Annotated in this window: 22 protein-coding genes; all 22 read left to right on the forward strand. The window is 31.9% G+C overall.

All coding sequences use genetic code 11. The features are described 5' to 3' along the window. Positions 1 to 157 precede the first annotated feature (157 nt). The 22 genes from dapF (at position 158) to BN1865_RS16055 (ending at position 22,146) form a co-directional block, all read left to right on the forward strand. A complete protein-coding gene (dapF, locus tag BN1865_RS15950) occupies positions 158 to 1,000 on the forward strand; it encodes a diaminopimelate epimerase (RefSeq protein ID WP_050638241.1) in 843 nt (280 codons plus the stop codon). Beyond that, entirely contained in the window at positions 993 to 1,697 is a 705-nt protein-coding gene (gene dapD, locus BN1865_RS15955) for a 2,3,4,5-tetrahydropyridine-2,6-dicarboxylate N-acetyltransferase (RefSeq protein ID WP_050638242.1), read from the forward strand. The genes dapF and dapD overlap by 8 nt, the downstream gene beginning before the upstream one ends. A 9-nt stretch (positions 1,698 to 1,706) precedes the next feature. Then, a complete protein-coding gene (locus tag BN1865_RS15960) occupies positions 1,707 to 2,828 on the forward strand; it encodes a M20 metallopeptidase family protein (RefSeq protein WP_050638243.1) in 1,122 nt (373 codons plus the stop codon). Between the two features lie 3 nt (positions 2,829 to 2,831). Continuing rightward, on the forward strand, positions 2,832 to 4,016 hold the full coding sequence (locus BN1865_RS15965; RefSeq protein ID WP_050638616.1) for an aspartate aminotransferase family protein: 1,185 nt from the start codon (positions 2,832 to 2,834) through the stop codon (positions 4,014 to 4,016). A gap of 51 nt (positions 4,017 to 4,067) precedes the next feature. Next, positions 4,068 to 6,101 carry a cysteine peptidase family C39 domain-containing protein gene (locus BN1865_RS15970; protein ID WP_050638244.1) on the forward strand — a complete coding sequence of 678 codons (2,034 nt, stop codon included), beginning with the start codon at positions 4,068 to 4,070 and terminating at the stop codon, positions 6,099 to 6,101. Between the two features lie 4 nt (positions 6,102 to 6,105). After that, positions 6,106 to 6,567, forward strand: coding sequence for an rRNA maturation RNase YbeY (gene ybeY / locus BN1865_RS15975; RefSeq protein ID WP_050638245.1), 462 nt, complete (start codon positions 6,106 to 6,108; stop codon positions 6,565 to 6,567). 3 nt (positions 6,568 to 6,570) lie between these two features. Continuing rightward, positions 6,571 to 6,966 carry a cytidine deaminase gene (gene cdd, locus BN1865_RS15980; RefSeq protein WP_050638246.1) on the forward strand — a complete coding sequence of 132 codons (396 nt, stop codon included), beginning with the start codon at positions 6,571 to 6,573 and terminating at the stop codon, positions 6,964 to 6,966. Continuing rightward, a complete protein-coding gene (gene era / locus BN1865_RS15985; RefSeq protein WP_050638247.1) occupies positions 6,963 to 7,856 on the forward strand; it encodes a GTPase Era in 894 nt (297 codons plus the stop codon). The genes cdd and era overlap by 4 nt, the downstream gene beginning before the upstream one ends. After that, positions 7,840 to 8,577 (forward strand): DNA repair protein RecO, encoded by a 738-nt coding sequence (recO, locus tag BN1865_RS15990; RefSeq protein ID WP_050638248.1) that lies wholly within the window; start codon positions 7,840 to 7,842, stop codon positions 8,575 to 8,577. Before era ends, recO begins: the two co-directional genes overlap by 17 nt. Before the next feature lie 69 nt (positions 8,578 to 8,646). Continuing rightward, positions 8,647 to 10,461 carry a YgiQ family radical SAM protein gene (locus tag BN1865_RS15995; protein WP_050638249.1) on the forward strand — a complete coding sequence of 605 codons (1,815 nt, stop codon included), beginning with the start codon at positions 8,647 to 8,649 and terminating at the stop codon, positions 10,459 to 10,461. Between the two features lie 2 nt (positions 10,462 to 10,463). Continuing rightward, positions 10,464 to 11,381 (forward strand): alpha/beta fold hydrolase, encoded by a 918-nt coding sequence (locus BN1865_RS16000; protein WP_050638250.1) that lies wholly within the window; start codon positions 10,464 to 10,466, stop codon positions 11,379 to 11,381. 149 nt (positions 11,382 to 11,530) lie between these two features. Continuing rightward, the gene (locus BN1865_RS16005) at positions 11,531 to 12,901 is read left to right on the forward strand and encodes a glycine--tRNA ligase (protein WP_050638251.1); all 1,371 of its coding nucleotides are present in this window, start codon (positions 11,531 to 11,533) and stop codon (positions 12,899 to 12,901) included. Positions 12,902 to 12,919: 18 nt separating this feature from the next. Continuing rightward, complete coding sequence (dnaG, locus tag BN1865_RS16010) at positions 12,920 to 14,677, forward strand: DNA primase (RefSeq protein WP_050638252.1); 1,758 nt, start codon at positions 12,920 to 12,922, stop codon at positions 14,675 to 14,677. Continuing rightward, positions 14,674 to 15,951: an RNA polymerase sigma factor RpoD gene (rpoD, locus tag BN1865_RS16015; RefSeq protein ID WP_050638253.1), complete on the forward strand. Its 1,278-nt coding sequence runs from the start codon at positions 14,674 to 14,676 to the stop codon at positions 15,949 to 15,951. The genes dnaG and rpoD overlap by 4 nt, the downstream gene beginning before the upstream one ends. Position 15,952: 1 nt before the next feature. Further along, a complete protein-coding gene (locus BN1865_RS16020) occupies positions 15,953 to 16,636 on the forward strand; it encodes a tRNA (adenine(22)-N(1))-methyltransferase (protein ID WP_050638254.1) in 684 nt (227 codons plus the stop codon). Beyond that, positions 16,626 to 17,372, forward strand: a complete 747-nt coding sequence (locus tag BN1865_RS16025; protein WP_050638255.1) for a Nif3-like dinuclear metal center hexameric protein — start codon at positions 16,626 to 16,628, stop codon at positions 17,370 to 17,372. The genes BN1865_RS16020 and BN1865_RS16025 overlap by 11 nt, the downstream gene beginning before the upstream one ends. 1 nt (position 17,373) lies before the next feature. Beyond that, positions 17,374 to 17,832: an NUDIX hydrolase gene (locus tag BN1865_RS16030; protein WP_050638256.1), complete on the forward strand. Its 459-nt coding sequence runs from the start codon at positions 17,374 to 17,376 to the stop codon at positions 17,830 to 17,832. Positions 17,833 to 17,947: 115 nt separating this feature from the next. Then, positions 17,948 to 18,409 carry a helix-turn-helix transcriptional regulator gene (locus BN1865_RS16035; protein ID WP_050638257.1) on the forward strand — a complete coding sequence of 154 codons (462 nt, stop codon included), beginning with the start codon at positions 17,948 to 17,950 and terminating at the stop codon, positions 18,407 to 18,409. Continuing rightward, a complete protein-coding gene (locus tag BN1865_RS16040; RefSeq protein ID WP_050638258.1) occupies positions 18,402 to 18,713 on the forward strand; it encodes a hypothetical protein in 312 nt (103 codons plus the stop codon). Before BN1865_RS16035 ends, BN1865_RS16040 begins: the two co-directional genes overlap by 8 nt. 173 nt (positions 18,714 to 18,886) lie before the next feature. Further along, positions 18,887 to 20,494 carry a GH25 family lysozyme gene (locus BN1865_RS16045; protein ID WP_050638259.1) on the forward strand — a complete coding sequence of 536 codons (1,608 nt, stop codon included), beginning with the start codon at positions 18,887 to 18,889 and terminating at the stop codon, positions 20,492 to 20,494. A gap of 90 nt (positions 20,495 to 20,584) precedes the next feature. Continuing rightward, entirely contained in the window at positions 20,585 to 21,076 is a 492-nt protein-coding gene (locus tag BN1865_RS16050) for an RNA polymerase sigma factor (RefSeq protein ID WP_050638260.1), read from the forward strand. Continuing rightward, complete coding sequence (locus BN1865_RS16055) at positions 21,073 to 22,146, forward strand: anti sigma factor C-terminal domain-containing protein (RefSeq protein WP_050638261.1); 1,074 nt, start codon at positions 21,073 to 21,075, stop codon at positions 22,144 to 22,146. The genes BN1865_RS16050 and BN1865_RS16055 overlap by 4 nt, the downstream gene beginning before the upstream one ends. The last annotated feature ends 5 nt before the right edge of the window (positions 22,147 to 22,151 follow it).

Below are 22,151 nucleotides of genomic sequence, written 5' to 3' on the forward strand. Positions count from 1 at the left end.
TTAATAAAATGGTTAATAATAAAATCGAGAGAACACGATTTACTCTTTTAAACATATATTTCATCTGATCACCTATTTTCATTATATGCAAATGATGCAAAACTCTTTTCATCGTGATGAAAAAATGTTAATATATTGCAAGTGATGAGGTGATATCATGTTGAAATTGACTAAAATGGAAGGAATTGGCAATGATTATATCTATTTTGATGGAATTCATCAAAATATTCCTATGGATAAAACATTTATTTCTCGATTAAGTGATCGTCATTATGGAGTTGGCAGTGATGGTATGATTGTCATTTTGCCTTCAGAAAAATATGATTTTAAGATGCGTATGTTTAATTTAGATGGCAGCGAAGGAAAAATGTGTGGTAATGGGATTCGCTGTTTTGCAAAATTTGTTTATGATCATCATTTAACTGATAAAACTTATTTAGAGATTGAAACAATGGGTGGTATAAAAAAAGTATGGCTAACACTAAAAAATCATCAAGTTCAAAGTGTTAGGGTAGATATGGGAAAACCAATTGTAGAAACAGCATTGATTCCTTGTCTTTTTGAAAAGCAACAAATGATTAATGAGCCTATTGTTGTGAGGGGACAAACATATAATCTAACATCTTTGTCAATGGGAAATCCTCATACTGTTATGTATGTTGATCATCTTGATTTTGATATTTCTAAGATTGGTCCCTATTTTGAACATCATCCACTGTTTCCTGATTTAGTCAATACTGAATTTGTTGAAGTTGTGAATCGACAATATTTGAAAATGCGTGTTTGGGAACGTGGTTCAGGGGAAACGATGGCTTGTGGCACAGGTGCTTGTGCAGTGATGTATGCGAGTTATCTTAATGGATTATGTGATGAACATGTTAAAGTAGAATTATGTGGTGGTATTTTGGATATAAGTTATGAAAATGGTCATATTTATATGGAAGGACCAGCACGTACAATTTTTGAAGGAACAATCAATGAGGAGGATTTTTATGGATAAAACAGCTCAAGAGATTATTGAATATATTGGTAATGCGAAAAAACAAACCCCTGTTAAGGTTTATGTGAAAGGTCATGATTTACCAGAAAGTGATGAATTTAAATCATTTGGTGATGCATCGACGAAAGTATTAATTGGTGATTTAACAGTGATTCAAAAATATTTAGAAGATCATCAACAATTGATTATCGATTCTTATTTAGAACAAGATCGTCGTCATAGTGCAATTCCAATGTTGGATTTAACGAATATTAATGCACGTATTGAACCAGGCGCATTGATTCGTGATAATGTTGAAATTGGAGATAATGCAGTGGTGATGATGGGAGCGATTATTAATATTGGTGCCAAAATAGGTGAAGGTTCAATGATTGATATGGGAGCCATCTTAGGTGGACGTGCGCAAGTTGGTAAACGATGTCATGTTGGAGCAGGTGCTGTTTTAGCAGGTGTTATTGAACCACCAAGTGCAATGCCTGTTATTTTGGAAGATGATGTTTTAGTTGGTGCTAATGCAGTGATTGTTGAAGGTGTACATATTGGTCAGGGAGCAGTCATTGGCGCTGGAAGTATCGTTTTAAAAGATGTTCCAGCCGGGGCAGTTGTGGCTGGAAATCCAGCAAAAATTATTAAAACGGAAAAATCTGATCAAACCAAAGAAAAGACACAATTAATGGATGATTTAAGAAAATTATAAGGTGAGAATATGGAAGAGTTAAAAAAATGGCGAAGAGATTTACATCAGATTCCTGAACTCGGTTTACAGGAGTATCAAACGGCTGCCTATATACGTCATGAATTAGAGATAATGGGTTATCAATGGGAAGCCATTGTGGAAACTGGTACAGTTGTTTATATTGATTGTCATCAAAAGGAAACAATTGCATTTCGAAGTGATATTGATGGTTTGGCTATTCATGAACAAAATCAGATTGATTTTATATCCAAATATCCAGGTTATATGCATGCTTGTGGTCATGATGGTCATATGAGTGCTTTATTGGGACTGGCGAAACGTATTCAGGAATCCCATTTTAACTTTTCCTATAATATTCTGCTTATTTTTCAGCCGGCAGAAGAATCACCCGGGGCAGCACGACAAGTTGTGGCATCAGGGTTATTTGAAAAATATCATGTGAAAGCTATTTTTGGTATGCATTTAATGCCTTTTATTGAGGAAGGCAAAATTGCCTGTAAGAAAGGTCCACTAATGGCTATGTGTGGAGAAATAGATGTGCGTATTCAAGGAAAAGGGGCTCATGCTGGGTTGCCACAGGAAGGTATTGATAGTATTGTCATCGCAAGTGATGCCATTCATCAATATCAATCATTATTAACCCGACAAGTTTCACCTTTTGCACCAGTTGTTCTGAATATTGGCAGTATTCATGGTGGAACAGCGCGTAATAGTGTTGCGAGTGAAACGGTGATGCATGGGACATTGCGTTGCTATGATGAGCAGTTGTTTAAAGATATCACAGCGAAAATGGATGCTATTCATTTTGGTTTAGAGAAGAATTATGGCTGTCAGATTGAATGGTCTTGTCCGCCACTATATCCACCTGTTATTAATGATGAACATTTGTACCATAATTTTTGTTCATTGGTCAAAAAAGAAGATTTTATTTCATTAAAAGAACCATTCATGTTAGCAGAAGATTTTTCATTTTATCAAAAAGAAATACCAGGAATTTTCTTTTTCTTAGGTACCAAATGTCAGGACTATCAAAGTGGTTTACATACAGAAACATTTAATTTTCATGAAGAAGTATTAGAAAAAGCAGTGGATTTGTATTATACTATTGCATGTCATATGAAGGGAGTGTAAATGATGGATTTATATACAAGAGGGGAAAATGCTTTTTTAAAAGCTTATGGTAGATATGATATTCTTTTAGAAAAAGGTGAAGGTGTCTATTTATATGATACGAATGGTAAAAAATATTTAGATTTTTATTCTGGAATTGGGGTTAATTCCTTAGGACATGGGTATCCACCTTATGTCAAGGCATTACAAAAACAAATAGAAACACTTATGCATGTTTCTAATTATTTTTATACACCTGTTTCTATTGAAGCAGCAGAAGCGGTCAAAAAAGCAACTCAGTTAGATGCTGTATTTTTCTGTAATTCTGGTGCAGAAGCAACAGAAGGTGCATTAAAATTGGCAAGAAAATATTACTATTTAAAACATGGAAAAGCTGATAGTGAAATTATTTCATTTCATCATTCTTTCCATGGACGTTCTACAGGTTCCGTGAAATTAACAGGGAATCCTCATTATCAGGAAGCTTTTGGTCCTTTGATAGAAGGTGTTCAGTATGCTACGCTTAATGATTTACAAAGTGTTGAAGCACTACTTAATGAGCGTACATGTGCTATTATTGTTGAACCATTACAGGGTGAGGGTGGTTTAAATCCTTGTCAGCAAGACTTTTTAAAAGGTCTAAGACAACTATGTGATCAACATGATATTTGTCTGATATTAGATGAAGTGCAATGTGGAATGGGCAGAACAGGAACAATCATGACTTATTTCCAGTATGATATTTTACCTGATATTGTTTGTTTAGCAAAAGGAATCGGTTGTGGGGTACCCGTTGGTGCTTTTGTAGCCAATAAAAAATTTGCTGCAGCCATGCAGCCAGGTGATCATGGCAGTACTTATGGTGGAAATCCACTTGTTTGTGCAGCAGTTAAAACTGTTTTTGACATTATTGAAAAAGAAAACTTATTAGATCATGTTCAAAAAATGTCTCAATATTTATTAAAAAGGTTAGATGAACTGGTTAATGAATTTGATATCATTCAAGAACATCGTGGATTAGGTTTAATGCAAGGATTGGTTTTTGATCAAGATGTCAAACCGATTGTGAAAGCATTATTAGATGATGGTGTGATTGTGGTGACTGCAGGAACAAATGTTTTAAGAATGTTGCCTCCATTTATCATTAATGAGGCTAATATTGATGAATTTATTGATAAATTGAAAAAAATATTAAAAAATTACAAATAAAAAAAGAAAATCCTCTTATTTTTTCGTATATAGAAGTAAGGGGGTTTTTATATGCACAAATATCCAATAGAATTACAAGATGAAGAAAAGGCATGTGGAGCTTATTGTATTTTAATGTTATTAAAGTATTATGGTTTTAAAGAAGAAATCAAAACCATTAAACAAAAAGCAAGATTAAATCAAAATGGTATTTCCATCAAAGGAATGCTGGAATGTTTAAAAAGTTATCAGATAGAAGCCAAAGCCTATCAGGCTTCTTTAGATGACATTTCAAAAGAAGTCAAATATCCATGTATTCTTTATATGGTTTATGATGGCATTGGTCATTTTGTTGTTTTGTATGAAAGAAATGATGATGAATATGTGATTGGTGATCCAGCACGTGGGTTAATCACTATTTATCAGGAAGAAATGGATGAACACTATGCTTTAAGAATGATTGCGATTAAACATGTAGGGCGTGTTCCAGAACTTTCTTATAAATCTTATTATGATTTTTTAAAAGACACATTTTTAGCGTATCGTCAACATTTTATAATATTGCTTTATAAAGGCTTAGGAATTTCTATGTTGGGTTATTTAAGTAGTTATTTTTTTCAAATCTTTATTGATGATATTCAAAGAGAAACACAGTTTTTTTATATGGTTGTTTTATGTGTTGGTTATTGTTTGATTGAATTTATGAAAACAAAAATGGAAAAACAAAAAACAAAGGCTGTTATTCATCTTCAAAAGGCGATTGATGAAGATTATGTCTTTGATTCATCAATGAAAATGCTTCAACAACCCTATCAGTTTTTTTATCAGGATATGGGTTCACTGCAAAGTCAATTGTTAAGTTTATTTGATTTAAGTGAAATGAGTATTGCTTGTTTTGAAAGATTATTTCTTGATGGTTTGTCTTTGGTTGTGTTTTTAGCAGGAATGGCTATTTTAAATATTTATATGACGATGATTGTGATTATCATGTTATGTATTATCATGCTTTTTTCTTATCATCGCTTTACAGCATTACAAGACATTCATAAGAATTATTTAGAAGCCCATTTTATTTATCAGCATCATGTTTTAGAATTGATTGAAAATCAATTCTTGATTAAAACATTTTGTCTATATCAAAAAATGCGTGAAAGAAGTTATCATATCTATTTAGATGAAGCTTTATTGAAAGAAAAGCAGGCATTGTTTTTAAATCAATTACAAAGTACGATCCAATATATTATTTATTTTTTCTATGGAACAGTCTTACTTTTTGGTTTTTTCTTTTATCAGCAAAGTGTTTTATCCGTTGGACAGCTGATGATGTTTTATATGCTTGTGTCTTATTGTATTCAACCTGTTTTAAATATGGTGACATTAGTAAGTCAGTATAAGCAAATGAGTATTATTTATGAAAAATATAAGGCTTTTGAATTAGAACCAGAATTAGAAAAAACACCATTTCAAGAACAGATTACATCTATCACCTTTGATAACGTGACTTATGCTTATGGATATCAGCAACCAGTTATAGAGCATTTAGATTTATCGATTCAACAGCATCTTTTCTTAAAAGGTGAAACGGGGAGTGGCAAATCGACTTTACTCCGATTATTAATGGGCGTAGATATGAATTATCAGGGTGATATATATATGAATCAGCATGAGTTAAGAACCTTGGATTTAAAGTCTTTATATCAGCATATTGGTTATACAAATGAAACACCATCATTTTTACATATGAGTTTATGGAATAATTTTTTATGTCAGGATGAGAAACGCGTGAAAAAGTATTTAAAGCTGTTTGGTCAAAGTCATTTAGAAGATATGTTTTCTGTTGTTTTAAATGAAGAAGGAAATCCTTTGTCACTTGGACAAAGACAGGTTGTTGCGATTATTCGTTTATTGTGTCAGGATTATGATGTTCTTGTATTGGATGAAGCATTTTCACATATGGACAGTAAATTGGCGAATAAAATGATTCGATATTTGTTGAAAAATGATGAAGGAAAGATTTATATTATTGTGAATCATCAAACAAAAATAGTGAACAAGAATGTTGCTTGTGCTATAATTAATAAAGGAAAACTAGAAAGTAAGGGATAATAATATGACGATTGATTTTGTATATGAAGATGAAAAGAATTTAAGTGCAGTCAATTATGAAAGACAGTTTGTTGAAATTATTGAAACTGCGTTTGATTATTTAAAGATTACAGATGATGTGGAACTTTCATGTGTAATTATAGATGATGATGAGATTCATGCTATGAATCGTGATTATCGTCAGATTGATCGTTCAACTGATGTGATTAGTTTTGCTTTGGAAGATAATGATCAGTTTTATGTGCCGGGGATGCCAAGAAGCTTAGGTGATATTTTTATATCGTATGATCATGCACTTGCTCAAGCACAGGAGTATGGTCATTCCATTGAACGAGAAATGTGTTTTTTATTCACACATGGATTACTTCATTTGTTGGGATATGATCATATGAATGAAGAGGATGAAAAAGAAATGTTTGCTTTACAAAAAGCCATTTTAAATGAATTGGGAATAGAAAGAGGTTAGATTATGGATTATCAAAAATTAGTTGACGAAGCTTTTAAAGCCAGTCAAAATGCTTATGTCCCTTATTCACATTTTAAAGTAGGGGCATGTATATTATTGAAAAATGGTCAGTTGATACATGGGACAAATATTGAAAATGCAGCTTATGGTTCGACAATGTGTGCTGAAAGAAATGCGATTTATCAAGCTTATTGTCAGGGATATCGTCAAGATGATATTGAAGCTTTAGCAATTGTTGGTGATTGTACACCATTGATTTCACCTTGTGGTGCCTGTCGTCAGGTATTGGCAGAACTTTTAGATCCTTATACACCGATTGTATTAGGGTGTAAAGATTATTTTGAAGTGACAAATATGCAGGAATTAATGCCACGTGCATTTACAGGAGAAAGTTTATGACATTTAAATCAGGTTTTGTAAGCATTGTTGGTCGTCCTAATGTTGGAAAATCAACATTATTAAATTATATTTTACAGACAAAATTGGCGATTACATCAGCAACTGCTCAAACGACACGTAATACGATTCAAGGAATTTATACTGATGATGAAGCTCAGATTATTTTTATGGATACACCTGGTATTCATAAACCACAAGATGGCTTGGGTTCATTTATGAATACCAATGCGTTAAATAGTATTTATGGGGTTGATCTGGTTTTATTGATTGCACCAGCTGATGAAAAGATTGGTAAGGGAGATCGCTTTATTGTTGAAAGATTAAAAGATGCTGATGGTCCTGTTTATTTAATTTTAAATAAGATAGATTTATTAAGTAAAGATCAGTTGATTATGAAATTAAATGAATGGAAGGAATTGTTTGATTTTAAGGAGATTATTCCAATTAGTGCAATCAATGGTGATAATGTTCAGGATTTAATCACAACAATTAAAAATGATTTATCTGAAGGAGTTATGTATTATCCTAAAGATCATTTGACAGATCATCCTGAAAGATTTATCATGGCTGAATTTATTCGTGAAAAAATTCTTTATTTTACACATGAAGAAGTTCCTCATAGTGTTGCTATTGTCATTGAAAAAATGACAGAAGATGAAGAGGGAGTTCATATTATGGCAGCTATTGTTGTTGATCGTCCAAGTCAAAAATCTATTTTGATAGGAAAACAGGGGAGTATGATTAAAAAGATTAGACTCAATGCCAGAAAAGAGATGAAACGTTTCTTACAAGTTCCAGTGGAATTAGAATTGTTTGTAAAGGTAGAAAAAGATTGGCGTAATAAACAGAAGTATCTCAAGGAGTTTGGATACGATGAAAACGACTATTAATGAAGTCGTTGTGACAGGAATTATTTTAAAAACAACACCGTATAAAGAAAATGATATGATTTTACATATTTATACACGTGATTATGGCAAAATAGGTGTCATTGCAAGAGGCGTAAAAAAAATAACAAGCAAAAATGCCCGTGCTTGTCAGCAATTAATGATAAGTGAACTAACGATTCATTTAAAAAAAGGATTGAGTTCGTTAATGAAAGCAACTCCTATTGATTATCTTAGACATATTAAAGAGCGTCTTGAAAGTGAGATTGTGGCTGATTATATATTAGAATATTTTTATCGTTATATTGAGGAAAATGCACCTATAGAAAAAGAATATGATATTTTATATGATTGTTTAAAAGCTATTGACAATGGCTATGATCCTCTTGTTGTTTATCTTTTATTTAATGTTTTTATTTTAGACCATAATGGTGTCTCTTTAGATGTGGAAGGATGTGTTCTTTGCGGAGCATCTCAAGTTGTTTCTATTTCATTAGCTGATGGTGGCTTTTTATGTCAAGAACATATCAATGGACATCCGAAATATAGTGTTGAGGTGTTGAAAGGTTTTCGTCATATTCATAAAATTTCCATACAATCAATAGATTGTTTGCATTTATCACAAGATGTTATTCATACATTAGTCCCTATTATGGATGGGTTTGTAGAAGAATATACTGGAGTGACATTAAAAACATCGACATTTATGAAACAAATTGTGTAGATTTCTGCACAATTTTATTTTGCTTATGGAAAGTTTGGTGTATAATAGGTGCATAAAAGGGGAGACATTATGGGAAATTTTTTACCAACAACAAGAGAAGAAATGTTAGAAAGAGGTTGGCAGCAACCTGATTTTGTTTATATTAGTGGTGATGCCTATGTGGATCATCCTTCATTTGGTGCAGCTATTATTACCAGAACTTTAGAAAGTCGTGGTTTTAAAGTTTGTTTTTTAGCACAACCAGATTGGCATCATTTAGATGATTTTAAACGATTTGGTAAGCCAAAATTAGGTTTTATGATTTCAAGTGGAAATATTGATTCAATGGTGAATCATTACAGTGTTTCTAAGAAAAGAAGAAAAAAAGATAGTTATTCTAATAATGGTGAAAGTGGTCATCGTCCTGATCGTGCGGTGATTGTTTATAGTCAAAAAGTGCGTGAAGCTTATAAAGATGCAACGATTCTTATTGGTGGTATTGAAGCCAGTTTAAGACGTCTTTCGCATTATGATTATTGGGATGATAAAGTGAGAAAATCAATTTTAGTTGATGCTGGAGCTGATTTACTAATGTATGGAATGGGTGAAAATAGTGTTGTAGAAATTGCTGAAGCATTGGCAGCAGGAATTGATGCACAATATTTGACTTATCTTGATGGAACTGTTTTTAAAGTGAAAGATTTATCATTAATTCCTGAAGGATATGTGATGTTACCATCATTTGAAGAAGTATTGCAAGATAAACGTGCTTATGCTAAATCATTTGCCATTCAATATCGTAATACTGATCATTTTAATGCAAAAGTATTGGTTGAACCTTATGATGGTTTCTATATTGTCCAAAATAGACCCAATCGTCCATTGACACAAATGGAGTTTGATGATACATATGCTTTACCTTATCAAAGAACATTTCATCCAATGTATGATTATATTCCAGCCATTGAAGAAGTTCGTTTTTCGCTTATTAGTAATCGTGGCTGCTTTGGAGCATGTAATTTCTGTGCACTTAATTTTCATCAGGGACGTATTATTCAAACCCGTTCTCATGAATCACTTGTGGACGAAGCAAAGTTGATGATTTCTGAACCAGATTTTAAAGGATATATTCATGATGTTGGGGGACCAACTGCTAATTTTAGGCAACCAAGCTGTGACAAGCAGGAAAAACATGGAGCATGTCCAACAAAACAATGCTTATGGCCAAAGCCTTGTCAGAATTTAAAAGTTGATCATAGTGATTATTTATCACTGTTAAAAAAATTAAGATCGCTTGATGGTGTCAAAAAAGTTTTTGTGAGATCAGGGATTAGATATGATTATTTAATGTATGATAAAAATGATCAGTTTTTTAAAGAACTTGTTCAAAATCATATTAGTGGACAATTAAAAGTAGCACCTGAACATATCAGTGATCAGGTTTTAGATAAGATGGGGAAACCTCATCGTCAGCTTTATGAGAAATTTGTAGAGAAATATCAGAAACTCAATAAAGATTTAGGAAAAAATCAATATTTGGTTCCTTATTTAATGTCATCACATCCAGGCAGTGATTTACAAAGTGCGATTGAGTTGGCCGAATATTTGCGTGATATTCGCCATCAGCCTGAACAGGTTCAGGACTTTTATCCAACTCCAGGAACTCTTTCAACAGCAATGTATTATACAGAACTTGATCCTCGTGATATGACACCTGTTTATGTCGCAAAAACACCAAAAGAAAAAGCAATGCAAAGAGCACTTATGCAATATCGTCATCCTAAAAATTATCATCTTGTTTATGAAGCTTTAATGCTTGCAAAACGTCAAGATTTGATAGGGTTTGATCAAAAATGCTTGATTAAACCAAAAGGACAATTTCGTCCACTAAAGAGGAGGTTATAGATATGAAGAGAACAGAGACATATACATCTTGCATGCATGTTCATGTTCGATATCATGTTTATGAGCCAAAAGTTGTTTTAAGAGTGAAAGGCGTTGTTCAGATCCATCATGGTATTGGAGAACATGCTGATCGTTATGAACATTTTGCTTCTTATCTTTTAAATCAGGGATTTGTTGTGGTTGTCAGCGATTTTGCAGGACATGGAAAATCATTAATTGATTTTGAACAGGGTTATTTTGGTAAAGAAAATGGACCAGAAAACTTGGTTAAAGATATGCATCATTTACAGCAAATCATGCGTCGCCGTTATCCAGACGTTCCTTATTTTATGTTAGGAAGTGATTTGGGATCTGTTTTGATTCGTAAATATGTAAGTGAATATGGTGATTTTATTGAAGGCATTATATTATTAGGAACCCAAACTGAAGTAGAACATCGATATCTTAAAAAGATTTATTTGCAGTTGCTTAAAATATGGAAAGGACCATTATATAAAGCTAATCATTATTTTCGTTCTTTTCATCAGCGTTATAATCAAAGAATTCATCAGTCTGAAAGTGATGTTGATTGGTTGACGAGTGATGATGAAGAAAAAAGAAAATTTTTAGCCGATCCAATGACTCATTTTTCATATACTGTTCAAGGTTATCGAGATATTATTCATACAATTAATGAAGTGAATGGTGAAGAATCTATTTGTAAAATTCCACAGTATCTTTCGATATATATTGGAGTTGGAGAATTAGATCCAATGTGTAAAAAAACACAAAAATTGGTTGATCAATATAAAAAAATAGGGATTAGAGATTTAACAGTTCATGTTTTTAAAGGAAAAAGACATGCCTTGTTATTTGAAAAAGGGAAACAAGAGATTTATCAAAATATATTAAATTGGTTAAATGAAAGAACATATTTGTAGTATACCCTTATTGTTGGTTGACAAATAACCACTATAAGGGTATAACTACATACGATAATACATATTATAGGGAGATTATGACTTGGCGAATAGGCTAAGTCTTTCATACTTTATATAAGTGTATAAAATTTGTAAAAAGGGGTATAAATATGGCAAATAAAGATATGGATAAATTAATTGCACATGCAAAAAATTCAGGATTTGTATATCAAGGTTCTGAAATTTATGATGGTTTGGCAAACACATGGGATTATGGTCCTTTAGGTGTTGAAATGAAAAACAATATCAAAAAATTATGGTGGAAACGATTCATTCAGGAATCGCCTTATAATGTTGGATTGGATTCTGCTATATTTATGAATCCACGTGTATGGGAAGCCAGTGGGCATGTTGGTGGATTTAGTGATCCTTTAATTGATTGTAAAAACTGTAAAACGAGACATCGTGCTGATAAGTTAATTGAAGCTTATGATCCAGATGTGCATAGTGATGGCTGGGAACCAGAAAAAATGATGAACTATATTAGAGAACATCATATTCAATGTCCTGACTGTGGCAGTGAAGATTTTACAGATATTCGTGAATTTGAATTGATGTTTAAGACGTATATGGGAGTTGTTAAAGATGCAAAAAATACAGTGTATTTACGTCCAGAAACAGCTCAGGGAATATTTGTTAATTTTAAAAATATACAAAGAACATCACGTAAAAAAGTACCATTTGGAATTGGTCAAATTGGGAAATCTTTTAGAAATGAGATTACACCAGGTAACTTTATTTTTAGAACAAGAGAATTTGAACAAATGGAATTGGAATTTTTCTGTAAACCAGATACAGATTTAGATTGGTTCCATTACTGGAAAGATGGATGTATGCAATTCTTACTTGATCTTGGATTGTCAAAAGAAAATTTAAGATTTAGAGATCATGAAAAAGAAGAGTTATCTTTCTATTCTAAAGCAACAAGTGATATTGAATATTTATATCCATTTGGATGGGGTGAATTATGGGGAATTGCTGATAGAACTGATTATGATTTATCAAGACATCAGGAGTTTTCTAAAAAGAATTTGGAATATTTAGATCCAGAAACAAATCAAAAGTATATTCCATATGTTATTGAACCATCTGTAGGAGCTGATCGTTTATTCTTATCTGTTTTAGCAGATGCTTATGATGAAGAACAGTTAGAAAATGACACACGTACAGTCATGCATTTACATCCTGCTGTTGCACCTGTGAAAGCAGCTATTCTACCATTAACAAAGAAACAAAGTGATAAAGCAATGGAAATTTATACACTTTTAGCTCAAGAATTTAATGTTGAATTCGATGTGGCAGGACAAATTGGAAAACGTTATCGTCGTCAAGATGCTATTGGAACACCTTATTGTATTACTGTTGATTTTGATACAGATGCAAATCAATCAGTGACACTAAGAGATCGTGATACAATGGAACAAATTCGTTTGCCAATTGATGAGTTAGTGGCTTATATTCAACAAAAAATTAAATTTTAGTGAAAGGAGAGGACATTTATGGCACGTCTATCACAAGAGAAAATCAATGAAATAAGACAGAGCGTTGATATTGTTGATGTGATTGGACAGTATCTTTCTTTAGAAAAAAAAGGAAGAAATTATATAGCTTTATGTCCTTTTCATGATGATAGTCGACCTTCTATGTCGGTATCACCTGATAAACAGATATTTATGTGTTTTGTATGTGGAACTGGTGGAAATGTTTTTAGTTTTTTACAAAAATATCTAAAGATATCATACATAGAAGCAGTTAAAAAAGTTGCTGAAATGGGTCGAGTGGATTTAAGTGAGTATCATTTAGATGTCGAAAAAAGACCGGAGAACCCGCAACATGTCGCACTTTATCAAATGCACCAGGAAGCACAGAAAATTTATAGTTATTATTTAAATACAAAACTTGGTTTAGAAGCCAAGACATATCTTATGAATCGTCATTTTACTGATGAATTGATCAAAGAATTTCAAATTGGTTATGCTCCCATTGATCCCGTTTTGCATACGGCTTTTTCAAAATTAGGATATCATGAAATTGATATGGCTAAATCTGGACTGGTGATTGAGTCACAAAGTCATTTTGACCGCTTTAATGATCGTATCATGTTTCCTTTATATAATCAGCAAGGACAAGTTGTTGGTTTTAGTGGACGTATTTATAAGCCGACGCAAAGTGATAGTAAGTATATGAACTCTCCAGAGTCAGAAATCTTTATTAAAGGACAAACATTATATCACTATCATCAATGTCGTGAAGCAGTGAAACAAGCTGGCTTTGTATATCTGTTAGAAGGCTTTATGGATGTGATTGCAATGTATAAGGCTGGAATTGAAAATACAGTTGCGATTATGGGAACGGCACTTACAAAAGGTCATATTCAAGCGTTGCGTCGTTTGACCAATACTGTTTATTTGTGTTTAGATGGAGATCAAGCTGGACAGGCTGCAATGAGTAAAGCAGCCTATGAATTAGAAGCGGCTGGCTTTAAGGTTAAGATTATTATTTTACCTGATGGTCATGATCCTGATGAAATTTATGAAGAACATGGTAAGACAGGTCTTGAGGAAGCACTTCGTAGGACGTTAAAGCCAATTGAATTTTTAATGGAGTTTGAATATCGAATGGTTGATCCTTTGAATTATGATGATCGAAAAAACTATTTAGAAAAAATGTGTTTTGAAATTACACAATTGAATGATGATATTGATCGTGATTATTATATGCACATTCTTTCGTCAAAATCAGGTTTTTCTTATGAGGTGATTTTACAGCATGTTGCTGGTATGAAGCCTAAACATCAGGAAGAATATATTCATCGTGAAGTGAAAAAAACAATTCAACTGGTAGATAAATATAAAAAAGCTGAACATGATCTGCTCTTTTATATGTTAAACAATAAAGCTGTTGCTTTAAAGTATGAGGCGAAAGCAGGTTTTATGTATAATGACCAATATCGTGTTTTGGCTTCTTATATTGTTGACTATTATCGTCATCATAATCATATTGAGGTGGCAGATTTAATTGATAGTATACAAAAAGAAGAATTGATACAAACTGTGTTAGAAATATCACAATCAGCATTGCCATTACCTTGTGAAGAACAAGCGATTGATGATTATATTCAGACAATTGCTAGCAATGCTAGAAAAATGAAAAAAGAACAACTATTAGAACAGTTTAATTATATTTTAGATCCGAGTCAGAAGGCTCAGATTTTAAGTGAGATAGTCAAATTAGAGAGTGAAAAGGAGTCTATATGAAAAAAGAAACAAAAAAGAAAGCAGCACCAGTCACATTTGAGGATTTAAAAAATCTTATAAAAGAAACTGCCGATGCCTTAGGGGGAACATTGTCGCAAGATGATTTAGATGCTTTTTTAACAAAGTATGATTTAGATGATGAATCAGCAGAAGAATTATTAGAATTTATTACTGATAGTCATATTATTATCGAAGATGGTTTAGATGCCTTAGAAATTGATGATGAAGAATTATTAAAAGGTGTTGTTACTGACTTAGATGATTTAGAAGGACTTGAATCATTAGAAGGTTTAGAAGATCTTGAAGGGTTAGATGATGAACTTGGTGGTGATGTTCCTGAATTAGATTTCGTTGGTGATTTTGATATGTTGACTGGTGATACAGCTAATATGTATACAGATCATCATGATGACGATGAAAATCAATTAGGAAGCAATGTTAAGATTAATGATCCTGTTAAAATGTATCTTAAAGAAATAGGACGTGTTGAACTATTAAGTCATGATGAAGAAATTGATTTAGCAAAACGTATTCTTGATGGGGATGAAGAAGCAAAGAAGAAATTGGCAGCAGCCAATTTACGTCTGGTTGTTTCTATTGCCAAAAGATATGTAGGACGTGGAATGTTATTTTTAGATTTAATTCAAGAAGGAAATATGGGGTTAATTAAAGCTGTTGAAAAGTTTGATTATACAAAAGGATTTAAATTTTCTACATATGCGACTTGGTGGATTAGACAGGCGATTACACGTGCGATTGCTGATCAGGCAAGAACAATTCGTATTCCAGTTCACATGGTTGAAACGATTAATAAGTTAACACGTGTTCAAAGACAATTGATACAAGAACTTGGAAGAGAACCATCTGCTGAAGAAATTTCTGAAAAAATGGATGGTATGACACCAGATAAAGTAAGAGAAATCCAAAAGATTTCATTAGAACCTGTTTCATTAGAAACACCAATTGGAGAAGAAGATGATTCTCATTTAGGTGATTTCATTGAAGATGAAGGCGCAATGTCACCAGATGATTATGCTGCTAATGAATTATTAAAAGATGAGTTAAATGAAGTTTTATTAGAATTAACAGACCGTGAAGAAAAAGTTTTGCGTTTACGTTTTGGATTAGATGATGGTCGTACAAGAACATTGGAAGAAGTCGGAAAAGAATTTAATGTGACACGTGAACGTATTCGTCAAATTGAAGCCAAGGCTTTAAGAAAATTAAAACATCCTTCACGTTCAAAACGTTTGAAAGATTTCTTAGATCGTTAATATGAAACTATCAAAAAGATTACAAGCCATTGCTGACTTGATTATCAAATATAAAAAAGGGGAAATTTTAGCTGATATTGGTACTGATCATGCATATTTACCATGTTATTTGGTGAAAGAAGGTATCATTGAAAAAGCCTATGCTTGTGATATTGCCAGTGGACCGATTAATGCATCCATTGAAACTATTCAATATTATGAATTAGAAAAACAAGTCATACCACTTTTAGGAAGTGGTATGACACCTATTATTGATAAATCAATTGATATGATTAGTATTTGTGGAATGGGTGGTAAGTTAACTGTTGATATTTTAAATGAGCATCAGGAATTTTTAAATGGACATCGTTTTATTTTACAGGCTAATATTGGAATAGAAGTATTACGTGAGTATCTTTATCAACAAAATATGAAAATTATTGATGAAGCCATTGTTAAAGATGCTCATCATATTTATGAAATTATTGTTTGTGAAAAAACATCAGATGATGTTACTTATGATGAACGTGATATTTATTTTGGACCTTGTTTAAGAAAACATAAAAACGGTTTGTTTTATGAAAAATGGCACAGACAATTAGCGATTCAAAAGAAAATCTTAACTTCTTTAGAAGAGAATCATCCTAAAAGTCTGGAAGTGAAACATATGATAGCATTGATAGAAGGTGAAATAGATGCTGGCTAAAGATATTATAACTATTATGGAAAAATATTATCCCTTATCAAAACAAGAAGAATGGGATAAATGTGGATTACAAATTGGTGATACTCATACAGATGTTCAAAAAGTCATGATATCACTCAATGCTGATATTCCTACTTTAGATGAGGCGATAGAAAAAGGATGCCAAATGTTAATTACTCATCATCCTTTTTTATTAGATCCAATCGTTAATATTGATAGAGATGATTTTATGGGTGAATTTATATTTAAAGCGATTGAAAATCATGTTGTGGTCTATAGTTCGCATACTGCTTTAGATAATGTGTCTATGAATAGATGGTTAATTGAGGCATTGGGTGTCCATGATTTACAGGTCGCTGATCAATCAGGGATTAGTCAGATGGCAACGCTTAATAAAGCGATGCCTATGGATGAGTTTATTGATCATGTTGAGCAAACTTATCATTTGGAACATTTTAAATATGCTGGTCAAGTTGATACTGTTAGAAAAATAGCAGTATGTGGTGGAAGTGGTGCAGGATTTATGGATGAAATTTATGGCAAAGTTGATGCTTATTTGACTGGTGATACGAAATATCATCAAGCCAAAGCTGCTATAGATCATCATCTATTATTAATTGATATTAATCATCATGCAGAAAATATAATGATTGAAAAATTAAAAGAATTGTTAGAAAAGGAGTTAGATGTAGAAATCATTGCTGGAAGTTCACCTGATTACTACATGTATCGATAATATGATTTTAACGACAATGTGTTATTTAAAAAGACAGCATCAAACACTCATGTTGCATCGTACAAAAAAAGCTAATGATATCAATAGTGGTAAATGGATCGGTGTTGGTGGAAAGTTTGAAGCTGGAGAAAGTGCTGAAGAGTGTATGAAAAGGGAGATTTATGAAGAGACAGGTTTCATTGCACATGATTTAAAATTACATGGTTTTGTAATGTTTCCACAACTTTATCATGGTGAAGATGAGGGTATGTTTGTTTATACTTGTGATGATTTTAGTGGTCAGATGCATGAATGTGATGAAGGTGTTTTACAGTGGATTGATGATGAGGCTATTGCGTCTTTACCAATGTGGGAAGGCGATTATCATTTTTTTGACTGGATTAAGGATGGTCGTTTCCATAGTGCTAAAATATTTTATCAGGATGATCATGTTGTTGAATATCAGGATTGTGCATATTAGGATTTATCTTCGGATAAATCCTTTTTGTTAAAGAAATTGGCGTGATTGCCAAAAGATTTTGGTAGATAAAAGATATGTTTTCCTTTATACTAAAAATACAAAGGAGTGAATTTTCATGATTGGTGATAACTTAATTAAATTACGTAAAAAACAAGGCATGAGTCAATCGGAAGTTGCTGATTTATTAAAAGTCAGTCGACAAACGATTTCTAATTGGGAATTAAATCAGGGAGCCCCTACAATTGATAAAGCAAAAGAACTTGCTCAATTGTATGATGTGAGCTTAGATGATTTGGTAGGGCATAATGTTGAGATTATTAGTTCAAAAGAAAAACAAAGTTCAGAGATTTTAAAAAGATTAATTGGAAAGATTTGTAAGATAGATTGTAAAGAAAAATCACTTTATTTGGATTCGCCAACAAAAGAACAGTTTGTTATTTTGGATGTGAACAATCAATGGATAAAAGTGAAGTATTTTAGACGAACAGGGATCAGATTGAAAAAAGAGGAAGTTATTAAATTAATAGATTTAGATGATATTAATGGCTTTGAAGTGGTAGGTGAGAGTGATGAGTGATTTTTGGTTAGTGTTTATAGTTGGATTGTTAGTTTATCTCGTCTATGATCGGGAAAAAGAAAAAAGAACATCAGAAAAGAAAACCTTTGTGACTGACTCATTGCAAGATATGATTCATAAATATTGTGAAATTTCTTTAAAAGAATGGTTAGTTTATATTGATGGAGATTATATTCTATCTGGAGTTATTACTGATGTTGATGATGAATGGTTGGTTATCGAAACAGTCAAGAAAGATAAAAAAAGAACAAGAATCATTCGTAAAACACTGATTACTGGAGTTAAAGAAATTAAACAAAAATAATAGGGTTTGTCTATTGGGCAACCCTTTTCAATTTTAACCATTGAAAAGTGGAGTGTAATATATTTTTTTAAAAGATTGCATTAATAGTATGATGAATAAATATCTAAAAGCATTAAAAATAATTTCCTTTCTTGTATAATTATGAGTTATAATTGAACTATGGAGGGGATTTCATGGATATTGTAAAGCAAAATAAAAAGTGGCTGATTATAGCATTGATAGGAGTCATATTCATTGGTGCTATTATTTTCTGGTTCTTCTTACGTCCTGACGATAAAGAAGATCCGACAATAGATACAACTCTAGTTGGTGATGCAGCCATTGATCCAGAAAATATGGATGAGATGGAAGAAGGAACGGCTATTAATGCTAATCAATTAAATAATGTTCAAGGAAAAAGTAATGGAATTGATGTTTCTAAGTGGCAAGGGAAGATTGATTGGAATCAAGTTAAGAAGGATCAAATTGATTTTGCCTTTATAAGAATTGGTTATCGTGGTGAAAATGGTGTCATATATAAGGATGATAATGCGGATTATAATATTCAGCAAGCTAGCAAAGCAGGAATATTGGTAGGTGTTTATTTTTATTCAACTGCACTCAATGAAAAGGAGGCTATTGAAGAGGCAAAATGGACATTGCAGAGTATTAAAAGTTACAGTATATCATATCCCGTTGTTTATGATTGTGAAGGCTATAAACATTCATCAAGTCGTACATATCAATTGAATACAAATGAACGTACACAAAATGCAAAAGCTTTTTTAGATACAATTGCTAAAGAAAAGTATGAAACAATGTTTTATACATCATTAAGTGATATGGAATCACATTGGAATATGGATCAAATACAAGACAAACACAAAATTTGGATTGCCCAATATTCTTCATCAATTTATCCGCAGAAACAAAAACCAGATTATAATGGTCAATGCCATGCATGGCAATATACAAATAAAGGACAAGTGAAAGGTATTGAAGGTAATGTAGATATGGTTGTTTGTTATTTTAAAAATAACAAGGCATCACCTAAGGATACTCATGCAACATTACCTAAAACATCTGTTCCTTTAACAGAGGAAGATAAAATTTATTCATCAGTTAATGAGCAGGTTACAGCGAAAGATGAAACCAATTTAAGAGCATTAGCGACAACAAAAAGTGATATTGTGACAACTCTTAAAAATGGTGAAAAATTAACCCGTATTGGAATCGGAACAAATGGCTGGTCAAAACTGCGTTATAAAAATAAAACAGTTTATGCTATTACAAGTTATCTCACAACAGATTTATCAGTTAAAGAAAAAGAAACTGAAGATATTGTTTCTGGTCAAAAATTTTCACCTCAAAAAGATAAAGTCACTGCAAAAGATGAAGTTAATTTACGTTCATTGCCAACAACCTCAGGAGATATTGTTGGTACATTAAAGAGTGGGACATTTCTTGAACGTACTGCCGTCAGTGAACAAGGCTGGTCACGATTAACTTATAAGGGGAAGAGTGTTTATGCAATTAGTAGTTATTTAAGTCAGAAGGTTATTGATAAACCGGCAACAACAGAGCCTACGCAAACGGATGGCTTTGTCGCAGTTGATGAAAAAGTCACAGCAAAATCTGAAACCAATTTACGTGATCAACCTGTAATAGAAGGAAGTCAGGTGATTTATACACTTAAAAATGGTGAATATGTGAGACGAGTTGGTATTCATAACAATGGCTGGTCAAAAATAGAATATAATGGTCAAATTGTTTATGCTATATCTTCTTATTTAGAGAATTAATAAGATTATCAGAATTATGATAATCTTTTTTGTGTTTTTTTTGTTATTTTTATGTGATACGATTGTTATAAGAATAGGAGAGGATCAAATATGAAGAAAGATGAACTAGAAATTGCATATCGTAAGTACTATCGTTCTTTATTCTTATTTGCATTTTCTCTTACCCAAAATCGTGAAGATGCTGAGGATTTGGTAGAAAATGCTTTTGTCAAAGCAATTTTCAGCTTTCAAGAAGGTAACTTCCACGCATGGATGTATGTAGTTTTAAAAAATGAATTTTATAATGAATATAAAAAACGGCGAAGATTGGTTGATGAGGGAAAAATCAAACTTCATTCATTACCAAGTTCTTTAGATATCTTAAAAGATTATATTCATGATGATGAATTAAGATGGATATATGAACAAATCTACCACCTCAAACAGCGTGAAAGAGATATCATGTTATTGTCTTTACAAGATGAGTTAGATGATCAAACGATTGCTAATCTATTGAATTTAAGTGTTGAAAATGTCAGGATGATTCGTTATCGTGTGAAAAAGAAATTAAAAGCATTATGTCAAAAGGAGGGCTATTTATGAATGAAAAAGATTTTGATGATCTATTTCAACAAAATGATGAATTAGAAGAAATCAATGGAAAAAAAATTCAACAAGGTATTCGTAAGAATATTTATAAAAGAATTGTGATTTCTTTGATTGTGATTGCATTATTAGTAGCAGGTATGTATAAAGGGACATCTTATCTTTTGGATGTAATCTACTATAATCCTTTTCATGAGGAGAAATTGGTTGATGATAATGACAATTTTTCTAATGATGATGCAACGTTTCATATTGTTTTTCAGGCCTATTGTGAAATGTTTTTTCCAGGTAAAAATTATTTGATGGTAGAAAATATGAAATCATTAGGTTTTGGGAATTATGAAACTAGAATAAAAATTCATGATTTATTTGATCGATTATATATTGATGGTTTTAGTAATATGACTTTACAAATTCAACAATCGCATATGCACATGGAGACTAATGAAAATCATCTTTTTTCACTCATAATAGATGAATTTGCAAATCGAAAATCTTCAGTGTTTGATAATTCATCATATCAAATAACAAAAAATACTCTTAAAGAAATTGAAGATTTACCTGATTCTTCAAGACTCAATGTATCTTTCTCTTTCCCTAGAAATTATAATTTGAAAGAAACATTTGATTTGATCAATAAATATCCTGATATGACTGCATTATGGTTAGCAACTGATAGTTTTTTACGTGATTCATCAATTGCTGATGGTATGACTCTTTGGAAATCAACAATGTATGATTTATCTCCAGAAGCCAAAAAAAAATATCCTTATCTCTATATTGATAACAATACTCAACTCGATGATAAAACATTTCCACAGTATTATTTATCAAATCTCAAATTATTGTTAGATCATCCTAAGGAAGTCAATATGATTGCTGAAATAATGAATAGCACTGCAACAATTGAAAGTATTCAAAAAATTTATGATTATGTACAAAAAGGATTTCAAGTTGTTGGATTAAAAGTCAATATCTATAAAAAAGATTTATTAAAAATAATTGAGTTAGAAAATATTGATTATATGGTAATACATGATGTAAAGCTAAGTATATTACAAAAATAAAAAGA

The sequence above is a fragment of the Candidatus Stoquefichus sp. SB1 genome, from assembly GCF_001244545.1.
GTDB lineage: Bacteria > Bacillota_I > Bacilli_A > Erysipelotrichales > Coprobacillaceae > Stoquefichus.

Excerpts from the sequence above, each read along its gene's own strand:
- BN1865_RS16045 (WP_050638259.1), top strand. The coding sequence starts at position 18,887 with ATGGATATTGTAAAGCAAAATAAAAAGTGGCTGATTATAGCATTGATA.
- recO (WP_050638248.1), top strand. The coding sequence starts at position 7,840 with ATGAAAACGACTATTAATGAAGTCGTTGTGACAGGAATTATTTTAAAA.
- BN1865_RS16040 (WP_050638258.1), top strand. The coding sequence starts at position 18,402 with ATGAGTGATTTTTGGTTAGTGTTTATAGTTGGATTGTTAGTTTATCTC.
- BN1865_RS16055 (WP_050638261.1), top strand. The coding sequence starts at position 21,073 with ATGAATGAAAAAGATTTTGATGATCTATTTCAACAAAATGATGAATTA.
- BN1865_RS16025 (WP_050638255.1), top strand. The coding sequence starts at position 16,626 with ATGCTGGCTAAAGATATTATAACTATTATGGAAAAATATTATCCCTTA.
- ybeY (WP_050638245.1), top strand. The coding sequence starts at position 6,106 with ATGACGATTGATTTTGTATATGAAGATGAAAAGAATTTAAGTGCAGTC.
- BN1865_RS16020 (WP_050638254.1), top strand. The coding sequence starts at position 15,953 with ATGAAACTATCAAAAAGATTACAAGCCATTGCTGACTTGATTATCAAA.
- BN1865_RS15995 (WP_050638249.1), top strand. The coding sequence starts at position 8,647 with ATGGGAAATTTTTTACCAACAACAAGAGAAGAAATGTTAGAAAGAGGT.
- dapD (WP_050638242.1), top strand. The coding sequence starts at position 993 with ATGGATAAAACAGCTCAAGAGATTATTGAATATATTGGTAATGCGAAA.
- BN1865_RS16035 (WP_050638257.1), top strand. The coding sequence starts at position 17,948 with ATGATTGGTGATAACTTAATTAAATTACGTAAAAAACAAGGCATGAGT.
- rpoD (WP_050638253.1), top strand. The coding sequence starts at position 14,674 with ATGAAAAAAGAAACAAAAAAGAAAGCAGCACCAGTCACATTTGAGGAT.
- era (WP_050638247.1), top strand. The coding sequence starts at position 6,963 with ATGACATTTAAATCAGGTTTTGTAAGCATTGTTGGTCGTCCTAATGTT.
- BN1865_RS15960 (WP_050638243.1), top strand. The coding sequence starts at position 1,707 with ATGGAAGAGTTAAAAAAATGGCGAAGAGATTTACATCAGATTCCTGAA.
- BN1865_RS16005 (WP_050638251.1), top strand. The coding sequence starts at position 11,531 with ATGGCAAATAAAGATATGGATAAATTAATTGCACATGCAAAAAATTCA.
- BN1865_RS15970 (WP_050638244.1), top strand. The coding sequence starts at position 4,068 with ATGCACAAATATCCAATAGAATTACAAGATGAAGAAAAGGCATGTGGA.
- dnaG (WP_050638252.1), top strand. The coding sequence starts at position 12,920 with ATGGCACGTCTATCACAAGAGAAAATCAATGAAATAAGACAGAGCGTT.
- BN1865_RS16050 (WP_050638260.1), top strand. The coding sequence starts at position 20,585 with ATGAAGAAAGATGAACTAGAAATTGCATATCGTAAGTACTATCGTTCT.
- BN1865_RS15965 (WP_050638616.1), top strand. The coding sequence starts at position 2,832 with ATGGATTTATATACAAGAGGGGAAAATGCTTTTTTAAAAGCTTATGGT.
- dapF (WP_050638241.1), top strand. The coding sequence starts at position 158 with ATGTTGAAATTGACTAAAATGGAAGGAATTGGCAATGATTATATCTAT.
- BN1865_RS16000 (WP_050638250.1), top strand. The coding sequence starts at position 10,464 with ATGAAGAGAACAGAGACATATACATCTTGCATGCATGTTCATGTTCGA.
- BN1865_RS16030 (WP_050638256.1), top strand. The coding sequence starts at position 17,374 with ATGATTTTAACGACAATGTGTTATTTAAAAAGACAGCATCAAACACTC.
- cdd (WP_050638246.1), top strand. The coding sequence starts at position 6,571 with ATGGATTATCAAAAATTAGTTGACGAAGCTTTTAAAGCCAGTCAAAAT.